The sequence below is a fragment of the Falsiroseomonas sp. genome (assembly GCF_041690465.1).
In the GTDB taxonomy this organism is placed as follows: domain Bacteria; phylum Pseudomonadota; class Alphaproteobacteria; order Acetobacterales; family Acetobacteraceae; genus Falsiroseomonas.
Map to the genome: position 1 here is coordinate 120,266 of NZ_JAWLHG010000008.1, position 25,436 is coordinate 145,701.

Consider the following 25,436-nt stretch of genomic DNA (forward strand, 5'->3'; position numbering starts at 1 on the left):
CAACCGTCACCCCGCTACCAACCGCGCCGCGGACTGGCAACGGGGCCGGCTCTGCGCTACGCCGCGAGCATGATCACATGGTTCCGCAGCCTGGCGCAGTCCTGGGTCGCCAAGATCCTCTTCGTGCTCCTGATCCTCTCCTTCGCGATCTGGGGCATCGAGGACATCGTGCGCAATTTCGGGCGCGAGACCGCGTTAGTGCGCATGGAAGGCGCGCAGATCGAGGTGCCGGAGGCGCAATTCGCCGCCCGGCGCGACCTCCAGCGCATCCAGCGCCAGCTCGGTCCCGACTTCGAGCCCGACCAGGCGGTGCGGGAGGCGATCGCCCGCCAGGCGGTGGAAACGCTGATCGCAGAATACGCCCAGCGGATCGAGGCCGACCGCCTCGGCCTGGCGACCCCGGACAGCCAGGTGGTGGCCTATGTGCACGCCATCCCCGCCTTCCAGTCCGGCGGCAGCTTCGACCGGCTCGCGCTGGAGCAGTTCCTGCGGCAGAGCGACATGACGGAGCCGATGTTCCTCCAGATCGTGCGCGACGACCTGCAGCGCATGCAGCTGATCGGCGCGGTCCGGGCCGGCGCGCCCGCGCCCGACATCCTGGCCCGCGCGCTGTTCAACTGGGAGCGGCAGAAGCGCATCGCCCAGGTGGTCGAGCTGCCGCTGCTGGACGCGCCGGAGCCCCCGGCCCCCACCCAGGCGCAGCTGGAACGCTTCCACGCCAACAACCCCGACCGCTTCTCCACCCCCGAGCTGCGGGAGGTGACGCTCGCCGTGCTCTCGGCCGAGACGCTGCGCGACCAGGTCGAGGTGCCCGAGGAGGAGCTGCGCACCGCCTTCGAGGCCCGCCGCGCGCAGTTCGAGACGCCGGAGCGCCGGCAGGTCGAGCAGGCGCTGCTGCCGAACGAGGAAGCGGCGCGCCAGGTCGCGGCCGCCTGGGCCAGCAGCGCCGATCTCGCCGCCATCAACCAGGCGGCGCAGGCAGCGGGCGGCTCCGCCACCGCGCTCGGCACGGTCGCCCGCGCCGACCTGCCGCTGCCCGAGCTCGCCGAGGCGGTCTTCGCCGTGCCCGGCGGCAACGTCACCCAGCCCGTGCAGTCGCCCTTCGGCTGGCATGTCTTCCGCGTCACCGCCGTCACCCCCGGCACCACCGCTTCCTTCGAGGAGGTGCGGGAGCGGCTGGCCGACGAGCTGGCGCTGGAACGCGCCGCCGACCTCGCCTTCGAGCGCGCCAACCGCATCGAGGATGCGCTGGCCGGCGGCGCCACGCTGGAGGAGGCGGGGCGACAGAACGGCATGGCCGTTGCCACGCTCCGCCTCGACGCGCAGGGCCGCGATGCGGAGGGCGCGCCGGTGCCGCTGCCGGTGCCGGCCGATGCCAGGGCCGAGGCGTTGCGCCTGGTCTTCGCCGCCGAGATGGGCCGCGCCCCGCGCCTGCAGGAGTTGCGCGCCGCCGATGCCTTCGTGGCGGTGGAACTGCGCGGCACGGCGCCGCCGGCGCTCAAGCCCTTCGAGAGCGTGGCCGAGGAGGTCCGCCTCGCCTGGCTCGCCGACGCCCGTCGCCGGGCGCAGGAGGAGCGCGCGGCGGCGCTGATGGCGGCGATGCGCGGCGGGCAGACGCTGGAGGCGGCGGCGCAGGCCGCCGGGCTCCGATCCGAGCGCTTCGGCCCCTTCGGCCGCGAGCCGACGCCAGGCGTTCCGGGCCTCACCCTGCCGCCGGAGCTGCTGCCGCCGCTGTTCGGCGCCAATCTCAACGAGCCGGTGATGGTGCCGACGCAGTCCGGCTTCGCGGTGGCGCAACTGCTGGAGATCGTGCCACCCGACCCGACGGCGGAGGCCGAGGCGCTGGCCAATGCCCGCCGCGCCGCGCAGCTGCAGCAGGCCGAGGATCTCGAGGCGCAGTACGCCGCCGCGCTGCGCGCACGCGCCGCGCCGCGGATCAGCCCGTCGCTGATGCAGCAGGTGGTGCCATGACGCTCACCTTCGCGCAGTTCGCCGAGGGCCTCGCCGCCGGCGAAGGGCAGGTGCTGTTCCGCGAGCGCGTCGCGGACCTCGACACGCCGGTCGGCGCCTTCCTTCGCCTCGTGCAGGGAAGGCCGAACGCCTTCCTGCTGGAGAGCGTGGAGGGCGGTGCGACACGCGGGCGCTTCTCCTCCCTCGGACTGGAGCCGGACCTGATCTGGCGGTGCCGCGACGGCAGTGCGGAGATCAACCGCCATGTCCTCGCCGCCCCGCACGCCTTCGAGGCCGAGGCGGCCGCGCCGGTGGAGAGCCTGCGCGCCCTGGTCGCCGAGTGCCGGATGAAGGTCCCCGCCGGGCTTCCCTCCATCGCGGTGGGCCTGTTCGGCTATCTCGGCTACGACATGGTCCGCCAGATCGAGCGGCTGCCGAGCAAGAACCCGGACGTGCTCGGCATCCCCCAGGCCGTGATGTTCCGCCCGACGCTGGTGGCGGTGTTCGACCATGTGCGCGACACGCTCACCCTCGTCACGCCGGTCTGGCCGGCGCCGGGGCTCGACCCCCGGGCCGCCTGGGAACTGGCGCAGGCCAGACTGGACGAGGCGGAGGCGGCGCTCGACCGGCCCCTGCCCCGCCCGGCGCCGCCCGCGGCGCTGCCGGCGCAGCCTGCGCCGTCCTCCAACTTCACCAGGGAAGGCTTCTGCGCCGCGGTGGAGAGGGCGAAGGAGTACATCGCCGCGGGGGATGCCTTCCAGATCGTGCCCTCGCAGCGGTTCTCCGTGCCCTTCGCGCTGCCGCCCTTCGCGCTGTATCGTGCGCTGCGGCGGCTGAACCCGGCGCCCTACCTGTTCTTCCTCGACCTCGGTGGATTTGCGCTGGTCGGCGCCTCGCCCGAGATCCTGGTCAGCGTCAAGCATGGCGAGGTGAAGCTGCGCCCGCTGGCCGGCACGCGGCCGCGCGGCGCCACGCCGGAGGAGGATGCGCGGCTCGAGCGGGAGTTGCTCGCCGACCCGAAGGAGCTGGCCGAGCACCTGATGCTGCTCGACCTCGGCCGCAACGATGTCGGCCGGGTGGCGGAGATCGGCAGCGTGCGCGTCACCCAACGCTTCCAGGTGGAGCGCTATTCCCAGGTGATGCACATCATGAGCGAGGTCGTCGGCCGCCTGCGCCCGGGGCTCGATGCGCTCGATGCGCTGATGGCGGGCTTCCCCGCGGGCACGCTCTCCGGCGCGCCGAAGGTGCGGGCCATGGAGATCATCGAGGAGCTGGAGCCCTCCCGCCGCGGCACCTATGCGGGGGGTGTGGGCTATTTCGGCGCCGACGGCGACATGGATACCTGCATCGCGCTGCGCACCGCGCTGGTGAAGGATGGCGTGATGCATGTGCAGGCCGGCGCCGGCGTGGTGGCCGACAGCGATCCCGAGGCCGAATACGTCGAGACGCAGCAGAAGGCCCGTGCCCTGTTCCGCGCAGCCGAGGAGGCCGTGCGCTTCGCCGCCGGGCGGCGCTGACGCGCGCCGTCGAGCGGCGCTGACGCACACCGTAGGGCGGCGCTGACGCGCCGGGGCGCGTTCAGCGGCCGAGCGCGCCGGCGGCGAGCGCGACGCAGCGGGCGAACACCTCCAGGCTGTCGAAGGGCAGGTCCGCGCCGCCCTCTGGCAGCAGGATCGGGTGCCCACCGGTTTCCACCGCGCCCGGGATCATCAGGTTGTCGGGCAGGCCGAAGCCGCCCACCGTCAGCCCCGCCATCGGGTCGGGCACGCGCGCCAGCAGTGTCGCGCTGCGCTCCGCGAAGGGCGTCGCGCTGTTCGAGTAGCCGAAGATCGGCCTTCCGCGGCCAAGGAACCAGCCCAGCTCCACCAGCGTGCCGGCATCCGCGCTGGCGCCGCGGAACGGGGTTAGGTTGGCGATCACCAGATCGGCGCGCTCCATCATCGCCAGATCCTTGGCGAAGATCGCGCGCCAAGCATCTTCCTCGGTCATGCCGGCGAGGGTCGCGATGTCCTCGTTCAGCGGCGGCAGGGCGGTGATGCCGTGCGCGGCGCAGATCGCGGCCTTGCGTGCGGCGTGCGCCGCCGCGTTCGGCAGGAAGACATCCGGTCCGGCGAGATAGGCGAGCGGCATGGCCCCAGGTGACCACCGGCCGGGCAGGCTGCGCAAGGGCGCGGCAGTCCGTCGCGGCGCTTCGCATGACGGCGCCGAATCCGTACTCGACGGCGGCGCGGCTTCTGCCAAGCTGCGCGGCATGAGGAGCCCCGCGTGAAGCCCGCGCCGTTCGACTGGCACGCCCCCGCGGCGATCGAGGAGGCGCTGGCGCTCAAGGCCCGGCATGGCGAGGAAGCCCGCTTCCTCGCCGGCGGGCAGAGCCTGGTGCCGGCGATGAATTTCCGCGTGGCGCAGCCAGCGGTGCTGGTCGATCTGAACCGCGTTGCGGGCCTCGGCGGCATCGATGCCGGCGAGGACGGATCGCTGCGCATCGGCGCGATGGCGCGCAACGCCCGCGTCGAGCGCGACGCCGTCGCCGCGCGAACCCACCCGCTCCTCGCCGAAGCGCTGCGGGAGGTCGCGCATCCACAGATCCGCAACCGCGGCACGCTCGGCGGCAATCTGGCGCATGCCGACCCGGCGAGCGAGATGCCGGCGGTGATGCTGGCACTCGATGCACGCTTCGTGCTGCGCAGCGCACGCGGCACGCGCGAGGTGGCGGCGGCCGACTTCTTCCTCGCGCCGCTCACCACAGCCTTGCAGCCGGACGAGATGCTGGCGGAGATCCTGCTGCCATCCCTCGCGACACGTTCGGGCACGGCTTTCATCGAGGTGGCGCGCCGGCGCGGCGACTACGCGATGATGGGCGTTGCGGCGGTGCTGACACGCGATGCGGACGGCCTCTGCACGATGGCGCGGATCGCCTGCTGCAGCGCCGGCCCGACGCCGATGCCCGCGCCACGCGCTGCCGCCGCATTGGTCGGCACGCGCGTGTCGGAGACGGATATCGCCGAGGCCGCCGCCCTGCTGCGGCAGGAGGTGGCGCCGATGGGAAGCGTGCAGGCGAGCCCGGCCTATCAGCGGCACCTGGCCGAGGTTCTTGCCACGCGCGCGCTGACACTGGCGAAGGAGCGCGCGCGATGAAGCGGGTCCTCGTCACGCTCAGCGTCAACGGCGCGCAGCATGCGCGGGAGGTGGAACCGCGGCTGCTGCTGTCGGACTTCCTGCGCCGCGATCTCGGCCTCACCGGCACGCATGTCGGCTGCGAGCATGGTGTCTGCGGCGCCTGCACCATACGGCTGGACGGTGCGGCGGTGCGGTCCTGCCTGATCTTTGCGGTGCAGGCGGATGGCCACGCCGTCGCCACGGTGGAGGGGCTGGCGCCAGGGCGCGGGCAGCTTTCCGTGCTGCAGCAGGCCTTCCAGGACACGCACGGCCTGCAATGCGGCTACTGCACGCCGGGCATACTGATGACCGTCTCCGCCTTTCTGGAAGAGAACGCCGATCCGACGGAGGAGCAGGTCCGCCACGCCCTTTCGGGCAATCTGTGCCGCTGCACCGGCTACCAGCACATCGTGGATGCCGTGCTGCTGGCGGCGAAGCGGCTGCGGGAGGCGGCGTAATGACAGCCCGCCATATCGGCCGCCCCATCACCCGCAACGAGGATCCGCGCCTGCTCACCGGCCGCGCGCTCTTCGTGGATGATGTCGAACGGCCGGGGCTGCTGCACGCCGCCTTCCTGCGCAGCCCGCATGCGCATGCGACCATCCTCTCCGTGGACACCGAGGCAGCGAAGGCGCGGCCTGGCGTCCTTGCGGTGATCACCGCCGAGGATCTCGGCGATTACTGGAAGCCCGGCCCGCTGCTGGTGCCGCCGCCGCCGATCCCCGGCATGACCTTCCGGCAGCGCTGCCAGGTGCCGCTTGCCAGGGACGTGGTGCGCCATGTCGGCGAGCCCGTGGCAATGGTGATCGCGGAAAGCCGCTACATCGCCGAGGACGCGCTCGGCGACATCGTCGCGGAGTACGCGCCGCTGCCCGTGGTCGGCGATCTCGAGGCTGCGCTCGCGCCCGCGTCGCCGCGCGTGCATGCCGACCTGGCGGACAACATCGCCGCCGAGGTGGTGCAGCGGAAGGGCGATTACGCCGCCGCGCGCGCCAGGGCGGCGCACATCGTGCGGCGGCGGTTCCGGTATGATCGCGGCGCCTCGATCCCGATGGAAACGCGGGGGATCGTCGCCGACTGGGATGCGAAGGCGGACCGCCTGACGGTGTGGGACACCACCCAGGCGCCGGTCGGCATCCGCAACGGCCTCGCTGCCATGCTCGGCCTGAGCGAGCGGCAGGTGCGGGTGATCGCGCCCTTCATCGGCGGCGGCTTCGGGCCGAAGATGATGATGTTCTATCCCGAGGAAGTGCTGGTCCCCTGGATCGCAATGCGGCTGGAGCGGCCGGTGAAGTGGATCGAGGATCGCCTCGAGCATTTCTTCGCCACCACCCACGAACGCGGCCAGATCCACGAGGCCGAGATCGCGCTGGATGCGACGGGGAAGATCCTCGGCGTGCGCGACGACTTCCTGATGGATACCGGCGCCTACAATCCGTACGGCCTGACCGTACCGCTTAACAGCCAGTGCACGCTGCTGAACTGCTACGACGTGCCGGCCTATGAATCGCGCTTCCGCGCCATCTACACCAACCGCACGCTGGTCACGCCCTATCGCGGCGCCGGCCGCCAGCACGGCGTCTTCGTGATGGAGCGGCTGCTGGATGCCGCGGCGCGCGAGCTCGGCCTGGATCGCGTGGAGATCCGCAGGCTGAACCTGATCCCGCCCGACGCCTTCCCCTATCGCAACGAGATCATCTACCAGGATTTCGCGCCGCTCACCTATGACAGCGGCAATTACGAACCGATCCTCGACAAGGCGCTGGAGGCGATCGGCTACGGCGGCTTTGCCGAGGAGAAGGCGAAGGCGCGGGCGGAAGGCCGGTGTCTCGGCCTCGGCATCGTCTGCTACGTCGAAGGCACCGGCATCGGCCCCTATGAAGGCGCCAGGGTGCGCGTGCAGGCCAGTGGCAAGGTCACGCTCGCCACCGGCATCGGCACCCAGGGCCAGGGCCATTTCACCGCCCTCGCGCAGGTGGTCGCCGAGCAGCTTGGCGTGGATGTGCGCGATGTCGAGGTGACGACCGGTGACACCGACCAGTTCGACTGGGGTGTCGGCACCTTCGCCAGCCGCGGCGCGGTCGTCGCCGGCTCGGCTTCGCACGAGGCGGCGAAGGTGGTGCGGTCCAAGATCCTGAAGGCCGCCGCCGTGCATTTCGAATGCGCCGAGGCCGATCTGGTGCTGGAAGACGGCAAGGTCGCCATTGCCGGCGTGCCCGAGAAGCACATCGCGCTCGGCGCGCTGGCGCAACTGGCGAATCCGCTGCGCGGCGCAGTGAAGCCAGGCACCGAGCCGGGCCTCGAAGCCACCAGCTATTTCGGCCCGGAGATGGGCGCCACCGCCGCCGGCGCGCATGCCATGGTGATCGAGCTCGACCCGCAGACCATGCGCCCCACCATCCTGCGCTATGTCGTCGTGCATGATTGCGGCACGGTGCTCAATCCGCTGATCCTCGCCGGCCAGATCCAGGGCGGCGTCGCACAGGGGATCGGCAACGCCTTCTTCGAGCAGCTCGCCTGGTCCGAGGAGGGGCAGCTGATGAACGCCTCGCTCGCCGACTACCTGCTGCCCACCGCGCTCGACGTGCCACGCATGGAGCTGCACCACACCGTCACGCCCTCGCCGCTCAACCCGCTCGGCACCAAGGGCGCCGGCGAAGGCGGCGCCATTCCGGTCGGCGCGCTCTTCGCGCAGGCGATCGAGGATGCGCTGGACCTGCCAGCGAAAGGCATCGAGATCGCCGAGATCCCACTCTCGCCATCGCGACTCTGGGAGATCGTGCATGGCGGCGATTGAGGCACGCGGCCTCTCGCTGACCTTCCGCACGGCGGACGGTCCGGTCCACGCGCTCACCGAGCTGGACCTGACCATCGAGGCCGGCGAGTTCGTCTCGCTGATCGGCCCCTCCGGCTGCGGCAAGACCACGCTGCTGCGCGTCATCGCGGACCTCGAGACGCCGACCGGCGGCGAGATCCGCGTCAACGGCGTGGCGCCGGAACAGGCGCGGCTGCGGCGCGACTACGGCTATGTCTTCCAGGCGCCCGCACTGCTGCCCTGGCGCCGCATCGAGGCCAACGTCACCCTGCCGCTGGAAGTGATGGGTCTGCCGCGTGCGGAGCGCCGTGCGCGCGCACAGCGGCAGCTGGCGCTGGTCAACCTGGCCGGCTTCGAGCGGAAATTCCCCTGGCAGCTTTCGGGCGGCATGCAGCAGCGCGCCTCCATCGCGCGTGCGCTGGCCTTCGATCCGGCGCTGCTGCTGATGGACGAGCCTTTCGGCGCGCTCGACGAGATCGTTCGCGACCATCTGAACGAGCAGTTGCTCGCGCTCTGGCGGCGCACCGGCAAGACGGTGGTGTTCGTCACGCACTCCATCCCGGAGGCGGTGTTCCTCTCCACGCGGATCGTGGTGATGTCGCCGCGGCCGGGTCGGATCACCGACATCGTGCCCTGCGATCTCGGCCGCGACCGTCCGCTCGAGATCCGCGAGACGGCGGAATTCCTGCGCATCGCGCAGCGCGTGCGCGAAGGGCTGCGGGCGGGGCATTCCTATGAGGGGTAGCAGTACGCTCCTGCCTGTCCTCGTGGTCGTCGCCGCGCTCACCGCGCTGTGGTACGCGGGCGCCGTCGCGCTGAACTGGCAGGTGGTGTCCGATGCGCGCGCCCGCGCCGACCTGCCGCCCGACACCTGGCAGACCGTTGCCGCCACGCTCTCCCACAACCGCCCACTGTTGCCGGCGCCGCACCAGGTGGTGCAGGAAATCTGGCGCAGCACCGCCACGCTGCCCGTCACCTCCCGCCGCAGCCTGGTGCATCATGCCTGGGTGACGCTGTCTGCCGCGCTCGCGGGCTTCGCGCTCGGCGTGCTGACGGGCGTGCTGGCGGCGGTGGCGATCGTGCATCTGCGCGTGCTGGAGCGCAGCCTCATGCCCTGGATCATCGCCAGCCAGGCCATCCCGGTGCTCGCGCTGGCGCCGATCGTGATCGTGGCGCTCGGCACGCTCGGCCTCGAAGGGCTGCTGCCGAAGGCGGTGATCGCCGCCTATCTCTGCTTCTTCCCCGTCGCGATCGCAGTGACCAAGGGGCTGAACGCGCCGGACCTGCTGGCGCGCGACCTGATGCGGACATACTCGGCGACGCCGGCGCATGTCTTCTGGAAGCTGCGCCTCCCCGCCTCCCTGCCCTTCCTCTTCGCCAGCCTCAAGATCGCCGCGGCCGGCGCGGTGGTCGGCGCGATCGTGGCGGAACTGCCCACCGGCGCGCAGGCAGGCCTCGGCGCGCGGCTACTCGCCGGCTCCTATTTCGGGCAGACGATCCAGATCTGGGCTGCGCTGGTGGCCGCCGCGGTGCTCTCGGCCTCGCTGGTCGGGCTGCTCGCCGCGGCGGAGCGGCTGGTGGCGCGGCGCATGGGCATGCACGCATGAGCACCCTCCTGCTCGCCGCCATCGTGCCGTCCGGCTTCGCGGCGACGATCGCCGTGGCGCATGCGGGTGGAGCGGCCGCGCCGCTCTGGGGCGCGGTGGTCGCGCTCACGCTTCTCGCCGGCCGGCTGGTGGCGCGGCTTGCAGCGCTTGGTGGGCGAGGCTGGCGCGGGCGCGCGCTGTCGCTGCTCGCCCCGCTCGGCTTCGGCGCCTTGGTGCTGGCGCTGTGGGAGGTGCTGGTGGTCGGCTTTGCGGTGCCGATGGTGCTGCTGCCCGCGCCCTCCGCCATCGCCATGCGCCTCGCCGCCTCGGCGCCGCTGCTGGCGCAGGATTTCGTGCAGACCTTCGTCAAGGCGGTGCTGGCCGGCTACGTGCTGGGCGGGCTGCTCGGCTTCGCCGTCGCGCTGCTGGCGGACCGGCTGCCCTTCCTCGGTCGCGGGCTGCTGCCGGTGGCCAACTTCGTCTCGGCGCTGCCGGTGGTCGGCATCGCGCCGATCATGGTGATGTGGTTCGGCTTCGACTGGCAATCGAAGGCCGCGGTCGTCGTGGTGATGACCTTCTTCCCGATGCTGGTGAACACGCTGGCGGGCCTTGCCGCCGCCGGCGCGCAGGAGCGCGACCTGATGCGCTCCTACGCCGCGAGCCACGCGCAGACGCTGTGGCTGGTGCGGCTGCCGGCGGCGCTGCCCTTCATCTTCACCGCGCTGAAGGTCAACGCGCCGCTGGCGCTGATCGGCGCGATCGTCGCGGAGTTCTTCGGCTCCCCTACCACCGGCATGGGCTTCCGCATCACCACGGAAGCCGCGAAGCTCGCGCTCGACCTGGTCTGGGCGGAGATCGTGGTGGCGGCGGTCGCGGGAACCGTCTTCTATGGTCTCGTCGTGCTGGCGGAGCGGGCGGCGACCTTCTGGCATCCGTCCATGCGGGCATGAGGAGAGGTGGCATGAAGCGTTGGCTCGGCGCCCTGGTGGCGCTCGCATTGGTCGGCGGCGCGACGGCCGTGCACGCGCAGGAACGCGTGACGCTGCAGCTGAAATGGGTCACGCAGGCGCAGTTCGCCGGCTACTATGCGGCGCAGGCGCGCGGCTTCTACCGCCAGGCAGGGCTCGACGTGCGGATCAATCCGGGCGGGCCCGATATCGCCCCGCCGCAGGTGATCGCCGGCAACCGCGCCGATGTCGTGGTGGAGTGGATGCCGGCCGCACTCGCCAGCCGCGAGCGCGGCGTGCCGCTGGTCAACATCGCGCAGCCCTTCAAGCGCTCCGGCCTGATGCTGACCTGCCGCGCCGAAACCGGCATCCGCACGCCTGCCGACCTGCGCGGGCGTACGCTCGGCGTCTGGTTCTCCGGCAACGAGTACCCCTTCCTCGCCTGGATGTCGCGGCTTGGCTATCGCACGGATGGCTCGCCACAAGGCGTGCGCGTGCTGCGCCAGGGCTTCAACGTGGACCCGCTGCTGCAGCGCCAGGCGGATTGCGTCTCCACCATGACCTACAACGAATACTGGCAGGTGATCGATGGCGGATTCCGGCCGGAGCAGCTGACGGTGTTCCGCTACGAGGAGCAGGGCGTCTCCACGCTGGAGGACGGGCTCTACGTGCTGGAAGGCCGGCTGAACGACGCCGCCTTCGTGGCGCGCATGGCGCGCTTCGTGCGTGCCTCCATGCAGGGCTGGGACTGGGCGCGGCAGAACCCGGACGCGGCGGCGGCAATCGTGCTCGACAACGATGCCTCCGGCGCGCAGACCGAGGCGCATCAGCGCCGCATGATGGGCGAGATCGCGCGGCTGCTGGACACCAGCGCCGATGGCCGCCTCGACCCCGCCGACTACGAGCGCACGGTGCAGACGCTGCTCTCCTCCGGCGGCGAGAACCCGGTGATCACGCGGGCGCCGACCGGCGCCTGGACGCATCGGGTGGTGGACGCGATCCGATGACCGACCGCTTCGACGCCTTCGTGGACAGCCACGGCCCGACGCCGCAGCACGCTGCCGAGGGACCGCTGGCAGGCCTCCGCTTCGCGGTGAAGGACCTGATCGACGTCGCCGGCTGGACTACCCGCGGCGGCAACCCGGATTGGGCGGCGGCCCAGGCGCCGGCCGCGCGGCACGCCGAGGTGGTTGCGCGGCTGCTCGCCGCCGGCGCCCGCTTCGTCGGCAAGACGCATACCGACGAGCTTTCGCGCGGCATATTCGGTGAGACCAGCCAGGACGGTGCGCCGATCAACCCGCGTGCGCCGGAGAGGCTGCCCGGCGGTTCCTCCTCCGGCTCCGCGGTGGCGGTGGCAGGGGAACTCGCCGATTTCGCGCTGGGCACCGACACCGGTGGCTCGGTGCGCGCGCCGGCGAGCTTCTGCGGCGTCTACGGCATCCGCCCGACCCATGGCCGCGTGCCGTTTGCCGGTGTGATCGCGCAGGCGCCGAGCTTCGACACGCTGGGCTGGCTCGCGACGGACGGCGCGACACTGGCGCGCGTCGGCAGTGTGCTGCTGGATCCCGCACCGCAAGTCGCCGCGCCGGAACGCCTGATCTTCGCCGCCGACATTGCGGCCCTCGCCGATGACGCCGCTGCCGAGGCGGCACGCGCCGCACTGCCGCGCATCGAGGCACTTCTCGGCGCGGCGGAGCATCGCGCCTTCTGCGCCGAGCCGCCGGTCGGCGACTGGTTCGCCGAGCAGGGGGCGCTGCAGCAGCGCGAGGCGTGGGACAGCTTCGCCGACTGGATCGACCGCACGAACCCGCGCTTCACCTGGGAAGTCGCGCTGAACTTCATCGCCGGCCGCGACCGTGGCGCGGCGGAGCTTGCGCATGCGGCCGGCTTCCGCGCCGTGCAACGCGCACGCACCGAGGAGTTGTTCGATGGCGGGCGCGCGGTCTTCGCCTTTCCTGCCACCCCGTTCGCCGCCCCGCCACGCGGCCTCAGGCGCAGCGTGAACTGGCCGCTGCGCAACCGCATCGCGCGCGTCACCGCAATCGCCGGCCTGCTCGGCGCGCCCGTGGTGGTGCTGCCCTTCGCCGAGGTCGAGGGCCTGCCGCTCGGCCTGGCGCTGATGGGCATGCCCGGCAGCGACGAGGCGCTGCTGGGTCTGGCGGCACGCGCCTAACGCTTCCGCGCGAAGACGCAGACCAGCCCGCCGCCCGGCGGGCCCTGATGCTCAGCGCCGCCGCTCACGAAGACGCGGCCATCGCCCGCCACGGCCGCCACGATCGCGCCCAGTGCACCGCGCAGATGCCGCTGCGCATCGAGGTCGGTGTCGCCGAGCATGGTGTGGCGCTGCCCGCGGATCGCGCCAGAGCGATCCGGCTCGCCCTTGGCGATCACGCCGAGCACCTCACCGGGCGCCGCCGCGAAGGCCGCCTGCACGCCGGCGAGATCGAGCAGATCCGCCATAGGCGCGACGCCCGCGACGATGCCCTCCGCCCAGCCGTCGGCATAGCCGAACACGACTACCTCATTGCAGGTCACCTCGACGCCGGAGGAAATCGAAGCGCGGTTGGAATACAGTGGTAGGTCGCTGAGCAGGGCCGACTCGGTTGCGCGACCATCCGGAACCTCGCCGAGCGCGCGCGCGACGCCGATCGCAGCTGCGGCGCGCGAGAGGGCCATCAGCGCCTTGGCATCCTGGCTGCGGGCGGCCGGGTCTGGCGCGGCTGGGGCGGGCGCCTTGACCTGCACCAGCACCACGTCCTCCGTCCGGCTGATGCCGGCACGCCCCATGGCGGACCTGGTGGCCTCCATGACGTCCGTAATCTGCGCGTCCCGGCCAATGTCGCGTGCAGGAGTCGTGTTCGTGAAGGACGTGCCGAGCGCCAGGCCGCGCTGGCCCGTCGCCTCGGCGTCCTCCACGGCGAAGACCATGTAGTGCGGGCTCAGCGCGCCCTCGGTGCCGCCGGACAGCACGCAGGGGATGCGCGCGGCGAGCGCCGCGGGGCTCTCACCGGTCTGCGACGCCAACAGCAGCATCAGTGATTGCGTGAAGTAGCCGCGCGTGAAGTCATTGAGCCCGCCATTGCCCTCCGTCTTGCCGATCACTGCGCGGATCTCGCCGGCGCGGACGGTGCCGTCGCGGAGCAACGTCTCGAGCTCCGACAGGTCGCCCGGATGGGCCATGGCGAGGCGGTGGATGGCGAGGCGCGGCATGGCGCGAGCATACTGCGCGTGGCGCGCCGCTTGCACGCCCCCGTGCGGAACTTCGGAGATCTTGCGCCCATGCGCATCGGCATCATCGGCACGGGAGTCGCGGGCAGCCTGCTGGCGGAGGCGCTGCTCGGCGCACCGGGCATCGAGGTCGCGGCCTTCGACCGCATCGCGCCCGGCGAGCATGCCGAGGCCGGTACCGGGCTGAATGTCGGCCCCAACGCGATGAAGGCGCTGCGCCTGCACATGCCGGCGCGGCATGCGGCGCTGCGCGAGGCCTCGCTGCCCTGGCAGCGCTGGTTCGTGGACCTGACGGACGGCGCACGGCTGTTCGACCTCGACCTGCTGGAGGTGGCGGAGGAGCCAGGGATCCGCATCCGCTGGTCGGAGCTCTACCGGCTGCTGCGCGCGCCGTCGGCAGGCTGCACGCGCCATGGGCACGTGCTGGAGGCGCTGGAGGAGGACGCAGCCGGCCGGCTGGTGCCGGTGTTCCGCACTCCCGGCGGGCTCACGCGGCATGGCGGCTTCGACCTGCTGGTCGGCGCCGATGGCCGCTACAGCCGGCTGCGCGCCCTGGCCTGCGGCGAACCGGAAGGCACGCCGCTCGGCGTCTGCATCTGGCGGCTGCTGGTGACGGAGGCGGCGGACTGCCCGCATGACGATTACGGCCAGTGGTTCCAGGGCAATGCGCGGCTGCTCTCCTTCCGCGTGCCGGGTGGCGCGGTGTACATCGCCGGCACCTTTCCCCTGTTCGGCGCCGACACGATTCCGGAGGCGATGAAGACCGCTGCGGCGCAGCGCGCGCTGTTCACGCCGGCGGGTGCGGCGCCCTGCCCTTCCGTGGCCTGGATGCTGCACCAGGTGGAAGCGCAGCTGGCGGAAATCCACTGGGCGCGTTCCGCCACCGCGCCGCTGCTGCGGCATGATGTTTCGGGCCGCGCGCTGTTCCTCGGCGATGCCGCGCAGGCGATGGTGCCGACCCTCGGCCAGGGCGCGACACAGGCGGTGGAGTGCGGCGTGGTGGCTGCGCAGGTGCTGCGGCGCGGCGGCGGCGCACGGGATGTCGCCGCGGCGCGGGATGCGCGCGTCACCTTCGTGCGCGACTTCTCGCTGGAAGCCTCGGACACGCTGGTGCCGGGCTGCGACGTGGTGGCGGGCACGCGGGCCAAGATGCGGCCGGAGTTCCTGGACAAGCTGCGCCGGACCTACACCGAGGTCGCCTGAGCCGGGGTCTGGCGCGGCGCCGGTCTCCGGGGCCATGCTGCGCCCCGGCAAGGCGTGGGAGGAAATGGCATGGCATGGCCGGCGGCGATCGCAGACGAGGCCGAGCTTGAAGAGCTGATGTCGCGCCCGGACGCGGCGCTGCGCGAGGACCTCGCGGCGGTGCCGGGCGACCTGCTGGTGCTCGGCGCGGCGGGCAAGATGGGGCCGACGCTCTGCCGGCTGGCGAAGCGCGCCGATCCGGCGCGGCGCGTCATCGCGGTGGCGCGCTGGTCCGAGCCCGGGCTGCGCGAGCGGATGGAGTCCTGGGGCATCGAATGCCTCTCCGCGGACCTGACGGACCGCGCGGCGATGGCCGCATTGCCGGATGCGCCGAACGTGGTGTTCATGGCGGCGCGCAAATTCGGCTCCACCGGCAACGAGGCGCTGACCTGGGCGATGAACGTGCTGCTGCCGTCGATCGTGGCGGAGCGCTTCCAGGCGTCGCGCATCGTGTTCTTCTCCACCGGCAACGTGCTGCCGCTGGTGCCGGTGAACGGCCCCTCGCCGGACGAGGGCACGACGCCGGCGCCGGTCGGCGAATACGCAGCGAGCTGCCTGGGACGGGAGCGGGTGTTCCAGCACGCCGCGGCCACGCGCGGCACGCGCTGCTTCGGCGTGCGGCTGAACTATGCGATCGACCTGCGCTACGGCGTGCTGCACGACGTGGCGACGAAGGTATGGACCGGCACGCCGGTGCCGCTGGCGATGGGCCACGCCAACGTGATCTGGCAGGGCGACGCCAATGCCTGGACGCTGCGCGCGTTGCGCCATGCGGATGCGTCCTGCCCGGTGCTGAACGTGACGGGGCCGGAGACGGTCTCGATCCGCTGGCTCGCCACGCGCTTCGGCGCGCTGATGGACCGGACCCCCGACTTCGCCGGGGCGGAGGCGCCGGAGGCGCTGCTCTCCAATGCCGCGCGCGCCTTCTCGATCTTCGGCTACCCGACGGTGCCGCTGGAGATACTGGTGCGCTGGCAGGCGGATTGGGTCTCGCGCGGCGGGCGGGCGCTCGGCAAGCCGACCAAGTTCGAAGTGCGCGACGGGAGGTTCTGAGCATGGGCCTTCACTGGCAGGACTGGCCTGCGGGCCTGCTCGACAGGCTGCGCGCGGGCTGCGTGATCCCGGCGCATCCGCTGGCGCTGACGGCGGAGCGCAAGCTAGATCCGCGGCGGCAGAAGGCGCTGTCGCGCTACTATCTCGATGCGGGGTCGGGCGGCATCGCGGTGGGCGTGCACACCACCCAGTTCGCGATCCGCGAGGTCGGGCTGTTCGAGCCGGTGCTGCGCATCGCGGCCGAGGCGGCGGCGGAGCAGGCGCAGGCACCGCTCCTGATCGCCGGCGCGATCGGACGCACCGCGCAGGCGGTGCGCGAGGCGCAGCTGGCGCGCGGGCTCGGCTACCACGCCGTGCTGCTCTCGCTGGCGGCGTGGAAGGGCGCGAGCGAGGACGAGATCGTCGCGCATTGCGAGGCGGTGGCGAAGGAGATGCCGCTGGTCGGCTTCTACCTGCAGCCCGCGGTCGGCGGCGTGCCCCTGCCCGCCAGCTTCTGGAGGCGCTTTGCGCAGATCGGGAACGTGGTGGCGATCAAGATCGCGCCCTTCAACCGCTATGCCACGCTGGACGTGCTGCGGGGCGTGCAGGAGGCGGGCGCATCGGATCGCATCGCGCTCTACACCGGCAATGACGACCACATCGTGGGCGACCTGCTGACGCCCTTCGACCTGGGCGGCGGCGCACGCTTGCGCATCGTCGGCGGGCTGCTCGGGCACTGGTCGGTGTGGACGCGCGCGGCGGTGGAGCTGCAGGCGCGCTGCCGGGCGGTGGGCGACGGGCCGATCCCGGCAGGGCTGCTGGCGCTGGATGCGCAGGTGACGGAGATGAACGCGGCGGTGTTCGACGTCGCCAATGCATTCCACGGCGTCATCGCCGGCTGCCACGAGGTGCTGCGCCGGCAGGGGCTCCTGGAGGGGATCTGGTGCCTCGATCCGCAGGAGGCGCTCTCGCCAGGGCAGGCGGAGCTGCTGACGGCGGTGGCGAAGCGCTATCCGCAGCTGACGGACGATGCCTTCGTGCGGGCGAATCTGGAGCGTTGGCTGTCGTAGGGGCGGGCGTCAGGGCCACGCCGCCTTCGGCATCGCCTCCATCGCCGCATAGTCCGGCTCCGCCGTCGCGCCGAGGCCGGGCACGTCCAGAGAGCCGATGTCCAGCGCGCCATCGCTGATCCTCAGCCGCGGGCCGCGCGGCGTGTCGGCGTAGAGATCGGGATGCGCCTCCATGAAGCGCACCGCCTCGGCCTTCGGGCGGCCGGCGAAGCCGTCCACGAAATGATGGCCGTTGCGCTCGACATGCGGCAGGCCCATCAGGGCGACTAGTGCCAGGTCCTGCTGCACGCAGACGCCGGCGAGCGTGGTAAGGTCCTCGGCCGACATGAAGTAGCGCTCGCGCCCCTCCGAGGCATTCCAGGCGCGGCAGCGCGCGAGGTTGATGAGCGAACGCCATACGCCCTTGCAGGCCTTGGAGGAGACGCCGGCATAGCCGAGCGCGCGGCCGGTGACGAAGGCATCGAGCGGGCCGTCGCTCTCGTCGATGATGACCGGGCGGGCGGCTGCGAGCGCGCTCATCCCCGTCTCGAGCGCCCGGGCGCGCTTCACCGGCTGCTCGATGTAGAGGATGGAGGCGCAGAGCTTCGCGAGCCGGGGCTCGCTCTCCATGGCACGCCACAGGGCGAGCGCGCCTTCGGCATCCTCGTACTGCTCGTTGCCGTCGAGGCTGGCATGGTAGCCGCCATGCAGCCGGTCGAGCACCGCGGCGATGCGCGAGAGACGCTCGACGTCGGCCTGCACATTGCCGCCGACCTTCAGCTTCCAGTAGCGGTGGCGGTAGGTGGCGACGACCTCCTCCAGCGTCTCGGGCAGGCCGTCATCCACCCGCTCCGTCTGCTCGGATGCGGTGATCGGGTCCACCAGGCCGACGGTGTGGCGCGCATGGATGCGCTGCAGTGGCTGCGACGAGGCGAGCATGGCGGCGAAGTCGAAGCCGGCGAGGTCCGGCACGATGGCGTGCGGCGCCATGCCGCCGATATTCGCGCGCATGCCGCGCCAGAAGGAGACACCCTTCGCCTTCAGCAGCGCGTCCAGCATGGCGCGGTCCAGCAGCGCGCGGCCGTAGCTGGCGACCAGCGGATTCAGCTTCTCCGCACCGCCGGCGGCGGTGACGTCGGCATAGGTGTCGGCGAAATGCGCGAAGGCGGCGCGGGCACCGGCGGCGCGCGTCGCGTGCTCGGCGAGTTCCAGGGCGCGGCGGAGCTGGTGCTCGTTCTGCGCGTCGCTCAGCGCGGGGTCCTTGTCGAACCATTTGGCGGCCAGCGTCTCGGCCGCCACGCCCCACTGCTCGCGGCCATCCTCCAGACGGATGCGCGCGCGCACCACGGCCTGGCGGCCATGCGTGACAGTGATGACGCCGAAGCGGAAGGGCATGCGCAGCCGGAACGGCCATTCCAGGCGCTGCGTCTCGACCAGGGTGAAGCGCGGTGCGTCCATCACGGCGTTTCCATCAGGCCGGAGAGGTAGCCGATCGCGCGCGCGGCGCAGCTCGGGCCGTCCGGGTGGTAGTCGAAGGGCTCCACGGCGCAGAAGCCGGCATAGCCGGTCTCGCGCAGCGCGCGCAGCACCGGGCCGAAGCGGTCGCTCCCCTGCCCCGGGCCGCGGCGGTTGCGGTCGTTGAGGTGCACATGCGCGACCCAGCCGCTCGGCACGAAGCGGCGCAGCAGCTCCTCCACCGAGTCGCGCTCGCCGTTGCCGGCGGCGCTGACATCCAGCATCGTTTTCAGCCCCGGCGAGGCGATACGCGCGACGATCTCCACCGCCTCCGCCACCGTCGTCGCCCAGTTGGTCTGCCGCGCATCCAGCGGTTCCAGGCAATAGGTCAGTCCGTGCTGCGCGGCCCAGGCGCCGGCCTTTGCCATCGCCTCCTCCGCGCGACCTGCATCGCCATCGGCCTCCAGCTGGCGCTGTTTCGGCGAGCCATGCACGAGCAGGGTCGCGCCGAGATCGGCGGCGAGCCCGATCAGCCGCTCCATCGCGTCCAGCGTGCGTGTGCGGATCGCAGCATCTGCGCTGGTGATGGACAGGCCCGCGGGCGCCACCAGCAGCCAGTGCAGCGAGGTGATCGGCGCGCCCGCCGCTTCCGCGATGCGGCGCAGCTCCGCGCGGCGCGAGGCGGGCAGCAGGTGCGGCGCCTCGGGATCGAGCGTGAAGGGTGCGACCTCCAGCCCGGCATAGCCGAGTCCGGCGGCAAGCTTCGCCTGGTCCTGGAACGGCAGCGCGGCGACGACCTCGTTGCAGAGCGCGATGCGCATCACCCCTCCCCCAGCGCGACGACGCGCCCTTCATGCGCGGAACGCCGCGCGGCGTCCAGGATGGCGAGCGGCGCGACGCCGCCCTCGGCGAGACCCGGCCCCTGCGGCACACGCGTGGCCACCGCACGCAGGAAGGCCTCGAGCTGCGCGGTGACGACGCCGAGGGGATCGAGCGCCGGCGCCCCCACCTCCTCGCGCGGCGCGTGGTGCGGCAGCCAGGCGCTGCCGGGGGCGGGCTCGTGCCGGCCCCGCCGCAGGACGAGCCGCTCGGCGGCGAAGTCCAGCTCGGCCAGCGCCTCGCGCCCCGCGACGGCGAGCAGCTTGCGCGTCTCGGCGCCGGGGACCACGGCGTCCGCATGCTCGCCGGGCAGGACGCAGCCGGCCTCGATGAAGCCGGTGGCGCCGGAGGGGAAGAGCAGGTGGATAAGCGCCAGGTCCTCGCGGCCGCGGCGGAGCGGATCGGCGGTGGTCGCAAAGACGCGCGCAGGCGCCTCGCCGGCCAGCCAGGGCAGCAGGTCGGCGAAGTGCACCGCGTCGTTGAGCAGCGCGCCGGAATCGCCGCGCGCGCGCTTCAGCCCGGACATGCGCGCGGAGAGGTGATGCAGCGCGCCAAACTCGCCGCGCCGCAGCATCGCCTGCAGCGCCTGCGCCTTCGGGTGGAAGCGGAAATAGAGCCCGACCTGCGCGATGCGCCCGGTCTCCTCCGCCAGCCGCGCCAACGCCGCGCTCTGAGCCGCCGTCTCGGTTGCCGGCTTCTCCAGGAACAGGTCGCGGCCGGCGCGCAGGACGGCCTCGGCAAGCCCCACATGGCTCGCGGGCGGCGTGGCGATGATGGCGGCGTCGGTGACGGCGAGGCCCGCCTCCAGGCCATCGGCGAATCGCAGAGCCGGCAGGGCAGTGCGCGATGCTGGATCGGGATCGAGCCCGATCGCCTCCACGCCCAGCCGCGCCAGCGCCGCCGCATGCACGCGCCCGAAGGCGCCGCAGCCGATCAGGAGCACCCGTACCATGGGCGCCAGCGAAGGCCCGGCCGCACGGCGGGTCAAGGCGGAGCCGGGGCGCGGGTTCCGCGTTGCTCACCTGATGTAGGAAAGTGCCGACCGTCGCACCGTGCTCGCCGCGGACCGCACCGTGCTGGCGGCCGAGCGTACCTATGCCGCCTGATTCCGCACCGGGCTGGCGGCACTGGCCGGCGGCGTCGGCGCGAAGAAGGTGCTGGAGGGCGTGCTGCCGGAACGGGCGGTGGTGCTGACCGGCTCGGTGCTCGTCCTGTTCAGCGCCGCCTGCTTCGCCGCCGCAGTCTGGCGGGAGCTGTGGCCGGACATCAACGCGCCGCGGCCCGAGGTGCGCCGCCTGCCGCGCCCCGTGCTGCTGGTGCTGAACGGCTTCCCGATGCTCGTGGCGCTCGCCGCACTGTTCGGCGTGTGGTTCGGCGAGACCGGAGGTTGACCGGCGGGCGGCGCCCCGACAGCCTCGCCCCGATGCAGATGCGAGACCTGACCGGCGACGACCTGCCGCGCGCCGTCGCGCTCTCCGCCGCCGTGGGGTGGAACCAGAACGAAGCCGACTGGAGCGTCTTCCTGCGGGACGGCGCGGTGCGTGCGATGGATGACGGCGATCCTGCGATCCTCGCCGCCACGGCTGCGGTGCTGCCCTTCGGGTCGGATCTCGCCTGGATCTCCATGGTGCTGGTGCGGCCGGAGCTGCGCCGGCGTGGGCTGGCGACCGGGCTGATGGGATGGGCGATCGGACATCTGGCGGCCACTCGCTGCGTCGCACTGGATGCCTCGCCGGCCGGGCGGGAGGTGTATCGCCGGCTCGGCTTCGCCGATGTGTTCGGCTTCACCCGCTGGCGGCTGCCTGCGCCTCTGCGCGGCCCCGAGCGCCGCGTGCGCCCGCTGCGCGATACCGACTGGCCCGCCCTGCTCGCCTGCGACGCCGCCGCCTTCGGCGCGCCGCGCGCGTCGCTGCTGCGCGGATTCGCAGCCAGACTGCCGCAGGCCTGCTGGATTGCGGAGGACGGCTCCGGCTTCGTGCTCGGCCGCGACGGGTTGCGAACGCCGCAGATCGGGCCGGTGGTCGCCGAGGACCCCGCCACCGCCCGCGCGCTGGTCGCCGCCGCTTCGCGTGCGATCGGCGGGCCGGCGCTGCTCGACCTGGCAGACGAGGCGGCCGCGCTGCTGGAGGACGCCGGCGCGGAACGCCTGCGCCCCTTCACCCGCATGGCACGCGGCGCGCCGCCGCCGGGCATCGTGCGACGCCTCGTGGCGATGGCGGGGCCGGAGTTCGGTTGACGCTCGGCCGACATGCCAGCACCATTCGGGTAACCGGCGGGTTACCGCAACCACGGGAGGGAGGTAAGCAGATGACGACGACTCGGAGAAACCTGATCGCCGCGGGCACGGCGGCGCTCGCCATGCCCGGCCTGTCGCGCGCGCAGGGCGCGTGGCGGCCGGAACGGCCGGTGACGATCATCGTGCCCTGGGCGGCGGGCGGCTCCACCGACCAGATGGCGCGCCTCGTCGCGACCGAGCTCGAATCCGCGCTCGGCCAGCGCTTCGTAGTGGTGAACCAGCCCGGCGCCTCGGGCTCCATCGGCACGCGCAACGCGCTTGCCGCGGAGAAGGACGGGCTGACCTGGGCGGCCGGCGCCGCGGTGGATGTCGGCTGCTACAAGGTGCTCGGCCTGCTCGACACCGAACTGAAGGACTGGAACCTGTTCTTCGCGGTGGCCAACGTGAACATCCTGGTCGCCAACCCGCAGGCCGGCATCCGCGACTTCGCCGGCGCGCTGGAGGCGCTGCGGAGCCGGGGCACGGGCCTGGCGGTGGCGACGGCGGGCGTCAGCTCGGCAGGGCACAACATGATGTCGGCGATCAAGGCCGCCACCAACATCGACTATCGCCACGCAACCTATGACGGCGGCAACCCGGCGATGATCGCGACGGTGAGCGGCGAGACGCCGCTCGGCGCGGTGCTGCTGGTGGAAGCGGCGGAGATGATCCGCGCCCGCCGCCTGATCCCGCTGGCGGTTCAGGCGGAACGACCGGTGACGCTGTCGGGGCATGGCGAGATCCCCTCGGTGCGGAACTGGATCCAGAACATGCCGGCGCCGCTCAACTACTTCGGCATCTGGTGCCCCAAGGGCGTGCCGCAGAACGTCGTTGACACCGTCGGCCAGGTCTGGCGCGAGAAGATCGCGAACAGCGACCGCATGAAGGAATACGCAGACCGCCGCGCCGCCGTCTTCACGCCGATCCAAGGCCAGGAGGCCTATGACGAGGCGTGGAAGATGGTGCGGCAGACCGCTTGGCTCTACTTCGACGGCGGCACGGCGAAGGTGAACCCGGGCACGCTGGGGATCGAGCGGCTTTGAGCCAACCCGAGACGCCGGAGCAGGAAGCGGAAAGCCCCTTCTCCGGCGAGCGGGCGCCGCTTTCGCCGCGGGTGGACCTCTACACCGCGGCGGTGCTGCTTGCCTTCGGCCTCGGCGTCGTCGCGCTTGCCTTGCAGATGCCGACCTTCATCGAGCAGTCGCAGACCGGCCTGACGGCGCCGGGCATCGTGCCCGGCTTCCACGGCACGGTCGTCGCCATCCTCGCCATCCTGCTCGGGCTGCGCGCCATCCGCCGCGGCGCGCTGTCCGGATCGCCTGCGCCGGCACGGGCGCTGGCATCGGGTGACGGGCGGAAGCTGCTGATCGCGGCGGGGCTCGGCGTCCTCTATGCCGGCGTGCTGGTCGGGCGGATGCCGTTCTGGATGGCCAGCGCGCTGTTCGTCTTCGCCTTCACCACCGCTTTCGAATGGGAAGCGAGCGCACAGCGCCGCTGGCGGCGGGTGATCGAGGCGGCGCTGCTCGGCCTCGGCACCGGGCTCGCGGTGACCTACGTCTTCGAGCGGATCTTCCTGGTGCGCCTGCCTTGAACGACCCGATTTCCATGCTCGTCGCGGGCTTTGCGCATGTGTTCGAGGGCGGGGTGGCTTTCCACGCCTTCTGGGCGGTGCTGATCGGCATCTTTGTCGGCGCACTGCCGGGGCTGACCGCGACGATGGGTGTCGCGCTGCTGACCACGCTGACCTTCAGCATGGGCCCGAACGTGGCGATGATGGTCCTGGTCTGCGTCTATGTCGGCGCGATCTATGGCGGCTCGCGCAGCGCCATCCTGCTGAACATCCCGGGCACGCCGGCCTCCGCCGCCTCGACCCTCGACGGCTACCCGCTGGCGCGGCAGGGCCTGGCAGGCCGGGCGATGGGCATCTCCACGCTCGGGTCCTGGCTCGGCACGCTGTTCGGCGCGATGATCCTCGCCACCTTCGCGCCGATCTTCGGCGAGTTCGCGCTGGAATTCGGCAGCTACGAGATGTTCTGGGTGGCGCTGTTCGGCATCGTCATCGCCGGCAGCCTCTCGGGCGGCGATCCGCTGAAGGGCTACATCGCCGGCTTCCTCGGTCTGCTGGTCGCAACCGTGGGCCAGGAGACGAACCACGCCTATCCGCGCTTCGCCTTCGGCAGTGCGGACCTCGCGGGCGGGCTCGGCCTGCTGCCGGTGCTGGTGGGCGTCTTCGGCGTGGCGGAGGTGCTGAATTCCATGCGCGGGCCGGCGGTGAAGGCGGCGAGTTCCAAGCTCGACAGCGTGATCCCGCGCATCCGCGACGTCGCGCAGTACTGGCGTACCATCTTCCGCTCCGGCGCACTCGGCACCTTCATCGGCGCAATGCCGGGCCTGGGCGAAGACATCGCCGCCTGGACCAGCTACGCCGCCGCGAAGCGGGCGAGCGCGGAGCGCGAGAAGTTCGGCAAGGGCAGCGTCGAAGGGCTGATGGCGGCCGAGACCGGCGAGAGCGCCTGCGTCCCCGGCGCCATCATCCCGGTGCTGACCCTCGCGGTGCCGGGCAGCGCGCCGGCGGCGGTGCTGATGGCGGCGATGATGATCCACGGGCTCAACCCCGGCCCGATGCTGGCGATCACGGCGCCGGAGTTCATCTACCAGATCGTCGCCATGCTGGTGATCGCCGACATGGTGAAGCTGGTCTATGGCCTGGTGCTGGTGCGGCCGCTGCTCTGGGTGCTGCTGATCCCGCGCGCGCGGCTGATGCCCATCGTCTTCGTGCTGTGCACCGTCGGCGCCTTCGCCATCACCTCCCGCCTGTTCGATATCTGGGTGATGCTCGGCGCGGGGCTGGTCGGCTTCATCCTGCGGGAGCTGCGCTTCCCGATGGCGCCGCTGGTGCTCGGCATCGTGCTGGGCGAGTTGCTGGACAAGAACCTGCTGCGCGGGCTGACGCTGACCGGCGGCGATATCAGCCCCTTCTTCACGCGACCGATCAGCGCCTTCATCTGCGCGCTGACCGTGCTGGCGGCGCTGTGGGCGATCCCGGGCGCGATGGCGCGCATCACCCGGCCCTTCCGGCGGGGCAGCGCCGTCACGTGAGCGGTCTGCTCGCGGGGCGCATCGCCGCCGTCACCGGTGGCGCACGCGGCCTCGGTGCCGCCATCGCCGCGCGCTTCCGCGCTGAGGGCGCGGCAGTCGTCACGCTCGACCTCGATGGCGCGGACGAGCGGTGCGACGTGGCGGATGAGGCGCAGGTCGCCGCAGCCTTCGGGCGGATCGGTGAGCGGCACGGGCGGCTGGACGTGCTGGTGGCCAATGCTGGCCTGGTGCCCCCCTGGCGGGAGCTGACGGCGCTCGACATGGCGGAGTGGGACCGCATCTTCGCGGTGAACGTGCGCGGCGTCGCGCTCTGCCTGAAGCATGGCGTGCCGCTAATGCCGCGCGGCGGCTCGGTTGTTGCGATGGGCTCCATCATGTCGGAGCGCGGCGCGCCACGGCAGGCGCTGTACAACGCGACCAAGCACGCGGTGCTGGGCATCGTGCGCGTCGCGGCGCAGGAACTCGGGCCGCGCGGCATCCGCGTGAATGCGGTGGGCCCGGGGCCGGTCGCGACCGAGGCGCTGCACGCCCGCATCGCCACACGCGCGGCGAGCGGCCTCGGCCCGGCGCCGGAGCAGGCGCTGGCCGATTACGACTCGGAGACGCCGCTCGGTCGGGCGGCCACCGCGGAGGAGGTCGCGAAGGCCACGCTGTTCCTGGCGAGCGACCTTGCTTCCGCCATCACCGGCCGGCTGCTGCGGGTGGATGGCGGCCTGACGTAGC

General features: G+C 72.2%; 24 protein-coding genes. 19 read left to right on the forward strand and 5 right to left on the reverse strand.

From position 1 onward, the window contains the following. The first annotated feature begins 69 nt into the window (after nt 1–69). Both ACESM1_RS10975 and trpE read left to right on the forward strand, forming a co-directional pair. Entirely contained in the window at nt 70–1,971 is a 1,902-nt protein-coding gene (locus ACESM1_RS10975; RefSeq protein WP_372620006.1) for a peptidylprolyl isomerase, read from the forward strand. Next, nucleotides 1,968–3,467 carry an anthranilate synthase component I gene (gene trpE / locus ACESM1_RS10980; RefSeq protein WP_372620007.1) on the forward strand — a complete coding sequence of 500 codons (1,500 nt, stop codon included), beginning with the start codon at nt 1,968–1,970 and terminating at the stop codon, nt 3,465–3,467. Before ACESM1_RS10975 ends, trpE begins: the two co-directional genes overlap by 4 nt. Nucleotides 3,468–3,528: 61 nt before the next feature. Here the strand turns inward: trpE and ACESM1_RS10985 are convergent, their stop codons facing one another. Next, nucleotides 3,529–4,080: a nucleoside 2-deoxyribosyltransferase gene (locus tag ACESM1_RS10985; RefSeq protein ID WP_372620008.1), complete on the reverse strand. Its 552-nt coding sequence runs from the start codon at nt 4,078–4,080 to the stop codon at nt 3,529–3,531. 135 nt (nt 4,081–4,215) lie between these two features. On the opposite strand from ACESM1_RS10985, the gene ACESM1_RS10990 reads away from it, so the two are divergent. The 8 genes from ACESM1_RS10990 to ACESM1_RS11025 are packed head-to-tail and all read left to right on the forward strand — an operon-like array spanning nt 4,216 to nt 12,627. Further along, on the forward strand, nt 4,216–5,085 hold the full coding sequence (locus ACESM1_RS10990; RefSeq protein ID WP_372620009.1) for an FAD binding domain-containing protein: 870 nt from the start codon (nt 4,216–4,218) through the stop codon (nt 5,083–5,085). Next, complete coding sequence (locus tag ACESM1_RS10995) at nt 5,082–5,564, forward strand: (2Fe-2S)-binding protein (protein WP_372620011.1); 483 nt, start codon at nt 5,082–5,084, stop codon at nt 5,562–5,564. The genes ACESM1_RS10990 and ACESM1_RS10995 overlap by 4 nt, the downstream gene beginning before the upstream one ends. Next, complete coding sequence (locus ACESM1_RS11000; protein WP_372620013.1) at nt 5,564–7,903, forward strand: molybdopterin cofactor-binding domain-containing protein; 2,340 nt, start codon at nt 5,564–5,566, stop codon at nt 7,901–7,903. Before ACESM1_RS10995 ends, ACESM1_RS11000 begins: the two co-directional genes overlap by 1 nt. Continuing rightward, nucleotides 7,890–8,666, forward strand: a complete 777-nt coding sequence (locus ACESM1_RS11005; RefSeq protein WP_372620015.1) for an ABC transporter ATP-binding protein — start codon at nt 7,890–7,892, stop codon at nt 8,664–8,666. Before ACESM1_RS11000 ends, ACESM1_RS11005 begins: the two co-directional genes overlap by 14 nt. Continuing rightward, on the forward strand, nt 8,656–9,528 hold the full coding sequence (locus ACESM1_RS11010; RefSeq protein WP_372620016.1) for an ABC transporter permease: 873 nt from the start codon (nt 8,656–8,658) through the stop codon (nt 9,526–9,528). The genes ACESM1_RS11005 and ACESM1_RS11010 overlap by 11 nt, the downstream gene beginning before the upstream one ends. Beyond that, nucleotides 9,525–10,457, forward strand: coding sequence for an ABC transporter permease (locus tag ACESM1_RS11015; protein ID WP_372620018.1), 933 nt, complete (start codon nt 9,525–9,527; stop codon nt 10,455–10,457). Before ACESM1_RS11010 ends, ACESM1_RS11015 begins: the two co-directional genes overlap by 4 nt. Before the next feature lie 11 nt (nt 10,458–10,468). Beyond that, a complete protein-coding gene (locus ACESM1_RS11020; RefSeq protein ID WP_372620020.1) occupies nt 10,469–11,461 on the forward strand; it encodes an ABC transporter substrate-binding protein in 993 nt (330 codons plus the stop codon). After that, nucleotides 11,458–12,627, forward strand: coding sequence for an amidase (locus tag ACESM1_RS11025; RefSeq protein WP_372620022.1), 1,170 nt, complete (start codon nt 11,458–11,460; stop codon nt 12,625–12,627). The genes ACESM1_RS11020 and ACESM1_RS11025 overlap by 4 nt, the downstream gene beginning before the upstream one ends. On the opposite strand, the gene ACESM1_RS11030 is transcribed toward ACESM1_RS11025, so the two are convergent. Continuing rightward, entirely contained in the window at nt 12,624–13,664 is a 1,041-nt protein-coding gene (locus ACESM1_RS11030) for a ring-opening amidohydrolase (protein ID WP_372620023.1), read from the reverse strand. The two genes, ACESM1_RS11025 and ACESM1_RS11030, sit on opposite strands and share 4 nt — an antisense overlap. A 69-nt stretch (nt 13,665–13,733) precedes the next feature. Between ACESM1_RS11030 and ACESM1_RS11035 the strand changes: the two genes are divergently transcribed. The 3 genes from ACESM1_RS11035 to ACESM1_RS11045 all read left to right on the forward strand — a co-directional run bounded on the left by ACESM1_RS11035 (nt 13,734) and on the right by ACESM1_RS11045 (nt 17,026). Beyond that, nucleotides 13,734–14,885, forward strand: a complete 1,152-nt coding sequence (locus tag ACESM1_RS11035) for an FAD-dependent oxidoreductase (protein WP_372620025.1) — start codon at nt 13,734–13,736, stop codon at nt 14,883–14,885. A 69-nt stretch (nt 14,886–14,954) separates the two neighbouring features. Then, nucleotides 14,955–15,977 (forward strand): NAD-dependent epimerase/dehydratase family protein, encoded by a 1,023-nt coding sequence (locus ACESM1_RS11040; protein ID WP_372620027.1) that lies wholly within the window; start codon nt 14,955–14,957, stop codon nt 15,975–15,977. Between the two features lie 2 nt (nt 15,978–15,979). Continuing rightward, complete coding sequence (locus ACESM1_RS11045) at nt 15,980–17,026, forward strand: dihydrodipicolinate synthase family protein (RefSeq protein ID WP_372620029.1); 1,047 nt, start codon at nt 15,980–15,982, stop codon at nt 17,024–17,026. Between the two features lie 9 nt (nt 17,027–17,035). Here ACESM1_RS11045 and ACESM1_RS11050 read toward each other — a convergent pair whose 3' ends face one another. From ACESM1_RS11050 to ACESM1_RS11060, 3 genes are read right to left on the reverse strand one after another with little or no spacing between them, the layout of a single operon-like run. Then, nucleotides 17,036–18,463 carry a mandelate racemase gene (locus ACESM1_RS11050; RefSeq protein ID WP_372620030.1) on the reverse strand — a complete coding sequence of 476 codons (1,428 nt, stop codon included), beginning with the start codon at nt 18,461–18,463 and terminating at the stop codon, nt 17,036–17,038. Continuing rightward, nucleotides 18,463–19,281 carry a sugar phosphate isomerase/epimerase family protein gene (locus tag ACESM1_RS11055; protein WP_372620032.1) on the reverse strand — a complete coding sequence of 273 codons (819 nt, stop codon included), beginning with the start codon at nt 19,279–19,281 and terminating at the stop codon, nt 18,463–18,465. Before ACESM1_RS11055 ends, ACESM1_RS11050 begins: the two co-directional genes overlap by 1 nt. Next, nucleotides 19,281–20,291, reverse strand: a complete 1,011-nt coding sequence (locus ACESM1_RS11060; RefSeq protein WP_372620034.1) for a Gfo/Idh/MocA family protein — start codon at nt 20,289–20,291, stop codon at nt 19,281–19,283. The genes ACESM1_RS11055 and ACESM1_RS11060 overlap by 1 nt, the downstream gene beginning before the upstream one ends. 202 nt (nt 20,292–20,493) lie before the next feature. On the opposite strand from ACESM1_RS11060, the gene ACESM1_RS11065 reads away from it, so the two are divergent. The 6 genes from ACESM1_RS11065 to ACESM1_RS11090 all read left to right on the forward strand — a co-directional run bounded on the left by ACESM1_RS11065 (nt 20,494) and on the right by ACESM1_RS11090 (nt 25,435). Further along, nucleotides 20,494–20,730, forward strand: a complete 237-nt coding sequence (locus ACESM1_RS11065; protein ID WP_372620036.1) for a hypothetical protein — start codon at nt 20,494–20,496, stop codon at nt 20,728–20,730. Then, a complete protein-coding gene (locus ACESM1_RS11070; protein WP_372620037.1) occupies nt 20,727–21,575 on the forward strand; it encodes a GNAT family N-acetyltransferase in 849 nt (282 codons plus the stop codon). The genes ACESM1_RS11065 and ACESM1_RS11070 overlap by 4 nt, the downstream gene beginning before the upstream one ends. 71 nt (nt 21,576–21,646) lie before the next feature. Continuing rightward, on the forward strand, nt 21,647–22,657 hold the full coding sequence (locus ACESM1_RS11075) for a Bug family tripartite tricarboxylate transporter substrate binding protein (RefSeq protein ID WP_372620039.1): 1,011 nt from the start codon (nt 21,647–21,649) through the stop codon (nt 22,655–22,657). Next, nucleotides 22,654–23,205, forward strand: a complete 552-nt coding sequence (locus tag ACESM1_RS11080) for a tripartite tricarboxylate transporter TctB family protein (protein ID WP_372620040.1) — start codon at nt 22,654–22,656, stop codon at nt 23,203–23,205. Before ACESM1_RS11075 ends, ACESM1_RS11080 begins: the two co-directional genes overlap by 4 nt. After that, complete coding sequence (locus ACESM1_RS11085; RefSeq protein ID WP_372620042.1) at nt 23,202–24,713, forward strand: tripartite tricarboxylate transporter permease; 1,512 nt, start codon at nt 23,202–23,204, stop codon at nt 24,711–24,713. Before ACESM1_RS11080 ends, ACESM1_RS11085 begins: the two co-directional genes overlap by 4 nt. After that, nucleotides 24,710–25,435 carry an SDR family oxidoreductase gene (locus ACESM1_RS11090; RefSeq protein WP_372620044.1) on the forward strand — a complete coding sequence of 242 codons (726 nt, stop codon included), beginning with the start codon at nt 24,710–24,712 and terminating at the stop codon, nt 25,433–25,435. Before ACESM1_RS11085 ends, ACESM1_RS11090 begins: the two co-directional genes overlap by 4 nt. The last annotated feature ends 1 nt before the right edge of the window (nt 25,436 follow it).

Bases quoted from the DNA above. Each gene is read 5' to 3' on its own strand.
- ACESM1_RS10975 (WP_372620006.1), top strand. From the start codon at position 70: ATGATCACATGGTTCCGCAGCCTGGCGCAGTCCTGGGTCGCCAAGATC.
- trpE (WP_372620007.1), top strand. From the start codon at position 1,968: ATGACGCTCACCTTCGCGCAGTTCGCCGAGGGCCTCGCCGCCGGCGAA.
- ACESM1_RS10985 (WP_372620008.1), bottom strand. From the start codon at position 4,080: ATGCCGCTCGCCTATCTCGCCGGACCGGATGTCTTCCTGCCGAACGCG.
- ACESM1_RS10995 (WP_372620011.1), top strand. From the start codon at position 5,082: ATGAAGCGGGTCCTCGTCACGCTCAGCGTCAACGGCGCGCAGCATGCG.
- ACESM1_RS11000 (WP_372620013.1), top strand. From the start codon at position 5,564: ATGACAGCCCGCCATATCGGCCGCCCCATCACCCGCAACGAGGATCCG.
- ACESM1_RS11005 (WP_372620015.1), top strand. From the start codon at position 7,890: ATGGCGGCGATTGAGGCACGCGGCCTCTCGCTGACCTTCCGCACGGCG.
- ACESM1_RS11010 (WP_372620016.1), top strand. From the start codon at position 8,656: ATGAGGGGTAGCAGTACGCTCCTGCCTGTCCTCGTGGTCGTCGCCGCG.
- ACESM1_RS11015 (WP_372620018.1), top strand. From the start codon at position 9,525: ATGAGCACCCTCCTGCTCGCCGCCATCGTGCCGTCCGGCTTCGCGGCG.
- ACESM1_RS11020 (WP_372620020.1), top strand. From the start codon at position 10,469: ATGAAGCGTTGGCTCGGCGCCCTGGTGGCGCTCGCATTGGTCGGCGGC.
- ACESM1_RS11025 (WP_372620022.1), top strand. From the start codon at position 11,458: ATGACCGACCGCTTCGACGCCTTCGTGGACAGCCACGGCCCGACGCCG.
- ACESM1_RS11030 (WP_372620023.1), bottom strand. From the start codon at position 13,664: ATGCCGCGCCTCGCCATCCACCGCCTCGCCATGGCCCATCCGGGCGAC.
- ACESM1_RS11035 (WP_372620025.1), top strand. From the start codon at position 13,734: ATGCGCATCGGCATCATCGGCACGGGAGTCGCGGGCAGCCTGCTGGCG.
- ACESM1_RS11040 (WP_372620027.1), top strand. From the start codon at position 14,955: ATGGCATGGCCGGCGGCGATCGCAGACGAGGCCGAGCTTGAAGAGCTG.
- ACESM1_RS11045 (WP_372620029.1), top strand. From the start codon at position 15,980: ATGGGCCTTCACTGGCAGGACTGGCCTGCGGGCCTGCTCGACAGGCTG.
- ACESM1_RS11050 (WP_372620030.1), bottom strand. From the start codon at position 18,463: ATGGACGCACCGCGCTTCACCCTGGTCGAGACGCAGCGCCTGGAATGG.
- ACESM1_RS11055 (WP_372620032.1), bottom strand. From the start codon at position 19,281: ATGCGCATCGCGCTCTGCAACGAGGTCGTCGCCGCGCTGCCGTTCCAG.
- ACESM1_RS11060 (WP_372620034.1), bottom strand. From the start codon at position 20,291: ATGGTACGGGTGCTCCTGATCGGCTGCGGCGCCTTCGGGCGCGTGCAT.
- ACESM1_RS11075 (WP_372620039.1), top strand. From the start codon at position 21,647: ATGACGACGACTCGGAGAAACCTGATCGCCGCGGGCACGGCGGCGCTC.